Source organism: Mycobacterium sp., from assembly GCF_035499775.1.
Classification (GTDB): Bacteria; Actinomycetota; Actinomycetes; order Mycobacteriales; family Mycobacteriaceae; genus Mycobacterium.
This window is the reverse complement of record NZ_DATJYB010000048.1, coordinates 1-7,525: the sequence shown is the minus strand read 5'-3', so window position 1 is coordinate 7,525 and position 7,525 is coordinate 1. Positions and strand designations below refer to the sequence as shown.

Below are 7,525 nucleotides of genomic sequence, written 5' to 3'. Positions count from 1 at the left end.
GCGGATGGGCGAGGTTACCCGTCTTTACCAGGTGAAGCCGGCGCGCCCCGGGCGTTCCTCGTGAGTCTCATGTGTCACAGGAAGTTGGGGGGGTGTCTTTGTGCCCACCTATCAGCGGCAGCATTCAAACCTGCTGCGCGGCAAGCCAATTTGTCGCTCACTGGTCGGTAAGGACACGCACCCGACCCCTCCGGCCCGCAGCCCCCACCGAGCGTCCCGCCGCCTAGTCCGTAGTCAGGACGAACTCTTATCACCGGCGGCGATCAGCTCCGCGAAGCTACCGGCGAGAGGTTTCACTACACCTGCGGCTATTTGATCGCATGCACTGGCTACTACGACTACGACGCGGGTTATCAGCCGGCTTTCCCCGGTGCGGACCGGTTCGCCGGACGTTATGTTCATCCGCAACACTGGCCCGAAGATCTGGACTACACCGGAAAACGGGTGGTCGTCATCGGCAGCGGCGCAACGGCGGTCACGGTGGTCCCGGCGATGGCCGGCGACGCTGCGCGCGTCACCATGCTGCAGCGCTCGCCGTCGTACGTCTTCTCGATGCCCTCGACCGACAAGGTCTCCGCGCTGCTAAGCCGATTCCTTCCGGCGCAGTGGGTGTATGCATTGGGGCGCAAACGCAACATCGTCTTCATACGCCAGCTCTACTTAGCATCCCGCCGTTGGCCGGAGCCGGCGAAGCGTCTGCTGTTGTGGCTCGTGCGACGCCGACTCGGGCCGGGCTTCGACATGCGTCATTTCACGCCGAGGTACCCGCCGTGGGACGAGCGCATGTGCATGGCGTCGGACGGCGATCTATTCAAGGAGATCGCGTCGGGCCGGGTGTCCATTGTCACCGATGAAATCGAAACCCTCACCGAGACAGGGATTTTGCTGAAGTCGGGGCAGAAGCTCGAAGCGGACATCATCGTCACCGCGACCGGCCTGAATCTGCAGATGTTGGGCGGCATGCAGCTGTCGGTGGACGGTGAGGCATGCGGGATGCGCGACCGAATGGTCTACAAAGCCGTCTTGCTCGAGGACATCCCGAATTTCGCTTGGCTGATGGGTTACATCAACACGCCGTGGACGCTGAAGTCCGACGTTGCCGGTGCCTACCTGTGCCGGCTCTCGCAGCACATGGATCGCAACGGCTACGCGGTGGCGACACCGCGCGACGTGGAGGACTGCGCGACGGATGTCGGGGTGCTGGACGAGCTGAAATCCGGCTACGTGAAGCGCGCGAAGGACACCATGCCGCGACAGGGATCCAAGCTGCCGTGGAAGATGTTGCATCACTACGAAAACGATCGTCGGATTCTGCTCAAGGAGCCGATCGACGACGGGGTGCTCTCGTTCAGCGCGACGCGCGCCGAGGTGGCTGCCTGAGGTCGCGGGGCACCGGCTCACCCGTGCCGCGCAGTCGCGGTGCCGCCACACCGTCGCGGATTCGAGTCCAGGCAAGCGCTCAGCGCCCGCTGCATTTCTTCGCTACCGAGGATCCTGTGGTGACCGGCGCCGGCTGCGATCTCGTGGACCTCCGCCGGGATGTCGGCTGCGATCAAATGGGAGTCGAGGAGTGGCACCACTTCGTCGGTAGGGTCGTGCAGGATTCGCACCCCGACCGAGGGTGGCAAACCGACGGTCCTGACGTCCCAGTGCGGAACGGGCATGCCGTCGCGGCGTTGTAATTCACGATGGATCTGCGTGACGAGGGCCGGGGGTAGGCCTTGTTGCGCGGCCCAGCGGTCGATTACGCCGGCGAGCGAGCACGTTGGAGCCAGGAGAAGCAGGCTGCGCACGTTCGCCACACCGGACTCGGCGACCGCCGAGACCGCGGCGATCGATGACATCGAATGCGCGACGATGGTGTGAATGCTCGGAAACCGTTGCAGCACTGCAAGAGTAGCGTCCGCATATTCTTTCATCGTCGCACGCGAGCCCGGCGAGACGCCGTGTCCGGGAGCATCGAAGCATACCGCCGACTCGCCGCTGTCGAGTGCCGCGGCCACCACGGCCGACATCGTGGTGCTGTCGGCGCCCCATCCGTGGAGTGCAAGAACGGTAGGGTCGCCGCTTCCCCAGACGTACGCCGCGGCGACCCTTGGCACGCCGTCCAGCGCTATCCGGGTAGCTCCCAGAGGACACATGTCATCCGGGAACCTACCCAGGCGGCGGGTGTCGACGAACATGTTCGTGTGCACGTAGCCGGCAAGGCGCGGCATGAAACGATGTGCACGCGCCAGCCCGGTGGCGAGCAGCGAACCGGCGCTCACGCGCTGTCCGCCTCGACCGGATCGGCGCGCTGCATCAGACGTGTCGAGTACAACCCCGAGACAGGATCATAGAAACGGCACTTGCGCAGGATGTTCCACAGTTTCGACACGGTCGCGTTCTCCACCCGCAGCATGTCCGGATAGGCCGCCATCAACGCGGCTTGCGCCTTGGGAAGGTTGTAGAACGGCACCGCGGGCGAAACGTGGTGCGCGGTGTGCACCGAGATGTTGTGGGTGAGGTACAACAGCCATCTCGGGTACATGAAATCCGTGGTCACCAGCAACCTGCTCGCGTTGCGATTCCAGTGGTTGGCAGTCAGGTACGGGATGTCCTCGGCGCTGTGGTGCATCAGTGTGGTGATACTGAACCAGATGTGGGTGGCAAACCAGGGCCCGACGAAGTACAGCAGCAGGCCTTGCCAACCGGTGAAGTAGGTGAGCGTGGCCAGATATGCGCCGCCGACGATTGCGACGAACAGGATCGACCGTCGCGCCTCGCGGCGCATTTCCCGCTTCGGGAAATACGATGGGCGAAGCCCGGATTCGAGCCAGTAGTTGATCGACCCGGCCCACACCGCCCAGGTACGAGTGCTGCTGTAGACGACCCGATCCCGCAAAGACAGGCGGCGGTACACCGCTTCGGGAATCGGACGCCAGTCGGTGTCTAGCTCCAGGCTGTTGGTGTGGGTGTGATGCATATTGTGGACGTGACGCCACGTGTGGAACGGATAGAGCAGATGCACCAGCGTCAGATGCCCAATCGCAAAGTTCAACCGGCGATTTCGTGAGAACGAACCGTGGCCGCACTCGTGGGCGATGCAGTGCAGTCCCCAGCCGCCCAGGCCGGCGATGACCAGCAGTGGCGGGATCAGGTACCACCGATCGAGTACCGCGATCCCGACAATGGCGCCGACATACACGGCCAAGCTGACGGCCAACCCGACGAATCCGCGCACCAGGGACGGCTGCAGATACTCCCTCGGGATGGCCGCGGTGATCTTCTCACCCTCGAGAAAGGTGCTCTTTTCGAGGAAGTCCCTGAACCGTGGGTCAGGATCTGTGAGTGTTACTGACTGTGGCATGAGACGTGTGCTCCTGGTCCTATCCTGCTGCCGTTCAGCAGCGCTGCAGCCGCATCTCGCCCGTCAGGTAGTCGGCGAGATCATCGATCGTCTCGTGGTCGAACAGGATCGCCGGCGACAGCCGGCGCTCGACGACCTTCTCCAACTTCCCCGAAACCGCTACGGCAGTGCGCGAATCAAGGCCGTACTCGTCGAATCGCTTGGTCGTGTCGACCTCGGCCTCGCTGATCTTCACCATGCTCGCCAGCTCGGTGACCAACCAGGCGCGCAACTTCTCCTGGGTCAGCGGCCCCTCGATGGAGGCGGTTTTCTTACGTCCGAACATTTTTCTTCCCTTTCTAATTGGTCCCGATGGATGTCATCGGAGAGGTACGGTTCCGTCGCAACCTGCTGTTGATCTTGTTGCGATCAGGCATTTTCAGATCCCAGACGATGCCGGTCTTGGCCAGCAGCGCAATGACCCAAGCGCTGAGATCTGGTTCCCACCAACGCATTGCGTGCCGATAGGCGCCGGGAAACGCGTGATGGTTGTTTTGTAGGCCCTCGCCGAACGTCAGGATGGCGACCGGCCAGTTGTTGGCACTGTCATCCTTTGTCACGAACGGCCGCGAGCCGATCATGTGACTCAAGGATCCCACGCACCAGGCGGCTTGATTGGCGACGAATACCCGCGCCAGTCCGCCAAAGATAAAGCCCGAGAACGCTGCTGCCGTACCGCCGATCGCGAAGCCGACAAGCGCCGGCAGAAACAGGCTGGCCAGCGCCCAGACCGGGTATGTCCGGGAGTAGTAGTACAGCCGGCGATCGCGCACCACATCGGGTGCGAACACGGTAGCCCGGGACTCTTGATCGCTGAACATCCACGGAATGTGGGCATACCAAAGGCCCTTCAGCTTGCCCATGAGGCCAGGGCCGCTGAGGTTGGGCGAATGCGGGTCGCCCTCTTCGTCCGAGTAACGGTGGTGGCGTCGATGCGTGCTCACCCAGAACAGGACGGGTCCTTCCAGGGCCATCGAACCCGCGATCATCAACACGCCCTCGAAGAACCGCGACGTCTTGAACGACCTGTGGGCAAGATAGCGATGTAAACCGATGCTGACGCCGAACGTCTGAATCGCGTAGAACGCCGCGAAGAGGTAGTAGTCGAGCGCGGTAACCGTCCCCGTGCAGATCATGTAGAGGGCGATCGCGAACCCGATCGCCGGTATCCCGACGGTGACCAGAGCGACGATGCGCTTGGCGCGCGCGGTCTGCGGGTTGAGCTGCACGATCGCGCGTGTGAGCGACTCTCTTTTCGTGTTGGAAGTAGTTGGCCGAGTTATGGTTTCGAGTGTCATGCGGCACCCCCCTTTTCAGCTGACGAATTGACGTACCGAACGTTGCTGGCCAGTCCGACACAGTCGAGGAGTCGGATGAAGTCGCCGACGAGATCGAGCTGCCACCAGTGGCGGCGGGTCTGAGCAAGACTGGGCCGAGCGTGATGATTGTTGTGCCACGACCCGCCCATGGTCGGCGGAGCCAGGACGGCGATATTGCGGCTCTCGTCGCGACCGTGGAATTCACGGTTGCCGATCGTGTGACCCAGTGAGTTCACCACCCAGGTCGCATGGTCGAGCGCGAAGATCCGGGCGAAGCCGCCCCAGAGGATCCCTCCGATCAATCCGTGGACCGACTGGGTCATCAATGCGCCGATGACCCCTGGGCCCACAATGCCGAGCAGCACGACCGTGAAGTACGCAGCGTTGATCTTCATCACCCGACGGTCCTGCAACCAGTCCCGGGTGTGCCGGCTCCAGTCGATCTTCCTGACGTCGAACAACCAACCTATGTGCCCGTGCCACAGGCCTTTTGCGCGGCCCCGTATGCCCGGGCCTTGTGGTTGTGGCGAGTGTGGGTCGCGATCGGTGTCGGCGAAAGCGTGATGGAGTCGATGGTTTGCCACCCAGAAGACCACGGGCCCTTGCGCAGCCATCGAGCCGGCGACGGCGAGGAACACCTTCAGTGGTTCGGACGCCTCGAACGAGCGGTGTGTGAAGTATCGGTGCAATCCGCCCTCCACGCCCAGACCCGTGATGACATAGAACACGGTGAACAGCACGATGTCGGACACCGACAGGCCGTAGTAGATCGCGTAGACGACTGCACCGATGGCCCCCAGGGTGGGCAGCCCGACGGTGAGGTACGCCAGACGCGAGGCAAGGAAATCTCGCTGCGGTGGTTGCGGCGCTTCACGTTTCGGCGCATCTTGGGTAATCGTGGCAGCTGAACTCATGCCGTGCACTCCTGAATCGCATCGGTGGTTTGGACAGAGCGCAACTCGTTCGCCAGCAGCCTGCGCCGGGTTTCCTGTCGACGTACTTTCCCGCTGGTGGTCGTCGGAATCGTTCGCTTCGGTCCGATGTGGACGTGTGGTCTGATGCCGAATTCCGAAATTACGCTGGAGCGAATCGCCTCAGTTGTCTTCGAGAGCAACTGCGCCGATACTTCCGGGTGTCCGAGCTCGGCGACTACACACATCTGTTCGGTGCTGTCGTCAGGGATGGAAAACGCGACAGCGAGCCGGATTTCGGGAATCGCGCGGGCAACGGTGGCTTCGACGTCCTGCGGATAGACGTTTCGGCCGTTGACGATGATCAGGTCCTTGATTCGGCCGGTGACGAAGAGTTCACCGGAGCGCATGAAACCAAGGTCGCCGGTGCGCAAGTATTCGCCTTCGTCGTCGGCGAGTCTGGCCTGGAACACCTCGCGGGACTGCTCCGGTCGGTCGTGATAGCCGGCGGCAACACTGCGCCCAGACACCCAGATCTCGCCGACTTGACCGTTTTTCAGAGGTTTTAGGTTGGTGGGGTTGACGATTCGCACTGTGTGTTCGGCGTCGACCTCGCCGCAGCTGACGACCGGACGGCCCGTTGCGGACGCCTCCGGTGGGAGGTCGGTGCGGTATTTCCGGCCGCCGCGTTTCCCCGCGACATAGAGCGTCGCTTCCGCCATCCCGTAACACGGGGTCAGCGCTTGCGGGTCGAACCCCAGCGGTTCCGTCAACCGCAGAAACCGCGCGAGCGTCTCCGCGCTGATCGGCTCGGCGCCGCAATACAGTCGCTCGACGGTCGACAGGTCCAGGTTGTGAATATCGTTGTTGTCCAGAGCATCTGAGCACATGTCGAGGGAAAAGTTCGGTCCGACAGCGATCGACACGCCGTAGTCGCTAATAGCTTTCAGCCATCGGAACGGGGCCTGAACGAAATGCATCGGCGACATCAGAACCAGGGGAACCCCCTGGAACATCGACACGAAGATCGTTCCCATCAGTCCCATGTCGTGGTAAGGCGGTAGCCACGAGAAGCCGACCCGGTCTGGGTCGTCGCCCATGTTCCGGCCCAGGGCTTCGCAGTTGCTCATCAGGTTTTCGTGGGTGAGGCAGACTCCTTTAGGAGTTCCCGTCGAGCCCGAGGTGTACTGGATCAGCGCGATGTCCTCCGGCGCGGTTGGCACGGGGGCGAGTTCACCGGCCTCGCCCGCAACCTGCTCCACGTAAACAACGGCGGGGTCGAGACTGGAGGACCGCAGGCGTATTTGCAATGCGTCGATTCGTTCGCGATACATCTCGTCGATGACGATTGCCTTGGGCGCGCAATCGATCGTGATCGCGTGGAATCGGTCCAATTCCTTTGCGCGCAAAGGCGGGAAGCATGGAACGGGCACGGCGCCGAGCTGCATGATCCCATACAGCGCGCCGACGTATTCGAGACTGGGATTCACCGCCAACACCACGCGGTCTCCGGTGCCGATGCCTCGATCGCGCAGGTGTGCGGCAAACGCGTGGGAGCGTCGGGCGGTGTCGCCGAATGACCATCGAATTTCGCTTTCCGAGGTGCCGTCGGCGAGGAATATGTAGGCGAGCTCCTCGGACGAGGACCTGGCCGACAAGACATCGACCATGGTCGCGAGCCGGCCGCCCGCTGAGTTTCGGGGCGTCGTCGCCGAGTGGTTGGCAGCGGTCATGACGTTCCCCCGGTGTAGGTCTGTGCCACGGCGTTCGCGGCAGGGCACCACCATCTCGTCGCGTCCTTAAAGGATTCTTGGCGTCGCTGCTCAGTGCGGGTGTTGTGCGCGTGCAGCGGGGCGAAATGGCCCGCCAGATAACGACTTGTCACAGGAGATCGCCTACCCGTTGGT

Annotated in this window: 7 protein-coding genes; 1 reads left to right on the top strand and 6 read right to left on the bottom strand. The window is 62.7% G+C overall.

All coding sequences use genetic code 11. The features are described from left to right. The first annotated feature begins 312 nt into the window (after window positions 1–312). On the top strand, window positions 313–1,380 hold the full coding sequence (locus VML93_RS03060) for an NAD(P)/FAD-dependent oxidoreductase (protein ID WP_325607564.1): 1,068 nt from the start codon (window positions 313–315) through the stop codon (window positions 1,378–1,380). 17 nt (window positions 1,381–1,397) lie between these two features. Here VML93_RS03060 and VML93_RS03055 read toward each other — a convergent pair whose 3' ends face one another. The 6 genes from VML93_RS03055 to VML93_RS03030 all read right to left on the bottom strand — a co-directional run bounded on the left by VML93_RS03055 (window position 1,398) and on the right by VML93_RS03030 (window position 7,351). Beyond that, window positions 1,398–2,267 (bottom strand): alpha/beta hydrolase, encoded by an 870-nt coding sequence (locus VML93_RS03055; RefSeq protein WP_325607562.1) that lies wholly within the window; start codon window positions 2,265–2,267, stop codon window positions 1,398–1,400. After that, window positions 2,264–3,349, bottom strand: a complete 1,086-nt coding sequence (locus VML93_RS03050; RefSeq protein ID WP_325607558.1) for a fatty acid desaturase — start codon at window positions 3,347–3,349, stop codon at window positions 2,264–2,266. Before VML93_RS03050 ends, VML93_RS03055 begins: the two co-directional genes overlap by 4 nt. Before the next feature lie 34 nt (window positions 3,350–3,383). Next, entirely contained in the window at window positions 3,384–3,674 is a 291-nt protein-coding gene (locus VML93_RS03045; RefSeq protein ID WP_325607556.1) for an acyl carrier protein, read from the bottom strand. Between the two features lie 13 nt (window positions 3,675–3,687). Beyond that, on the bottom strand, window positions 3,688–4,617 hold the full coding sequence (locus VML93_RS03040) for an acyl-CoA desaturase (protein ID WP_325607554.1): 930 nt from the start codon (window positions 4,615–4,617) through the stop codon (window positions 3,688–3,690). A 65-nt stretch (window positions 4,618–4,682) separates the two neighbouring features. Beyond that, a complete protein-coding gene (locus VML93_RS03035) occupies window positions 4,683–5,621 on the bottom strand; it encodes an acyl-CoA desaturase (RefSeq protein ID WP_325607551.1) in 939 nt (312 codons plus the stop codon). Further along, window positions 5,618–7,351, bottom strand: a complete 1,734-nt coding sequence (locus tag VML93_RS03030; RefSeq protein WP_325607549.1) for a fatty acyl-AMP ligase — start codon at window positions 7,349–7,351, stop codon at window positions 5,618–5,620. The genes VML93_RS03035 and VML93_RS03030 overlap by 4 nt, the downstream gene beginning before the upstream one ends. Window positions 7,352–7,525 lie beyond the last annotated feature (174 nt).

What these genes read in the sequence shown, in the direction of transcription:
- VML93_RS03050 (WP_325607558.1), bottom strand. Translation starts at nt 3,349, where the DNA reads ATGCCACAGTCAGTAACACTCACAGATCCTGACCCACGGTTCAGGGAC.
- VML93_RS03045 (WP_325607556.1), bottom strand. Translation starts at nt 3,674, where the DNA reads ATGTTCGGACGTAAGAAAACCGCCTCCATCGAGGGGCCGCTGACCCAG.
- VML93_RS03035 (WP_325607551.1), bottom strand. Translation starts at nt 5,621, where the DNA reads ATGAGTTCAGCTGCCACGATTACCCAAGATGCGCCGAAACGTGAAGCG.
- VML93_RS03030 (WP_325607549.1), bottom strand. Translation starts at nt 7,351, where the DNA reads ATGACCGCTGCCAACCACTCGGCGACGACGCCCCGAAACTCAGCGGGC.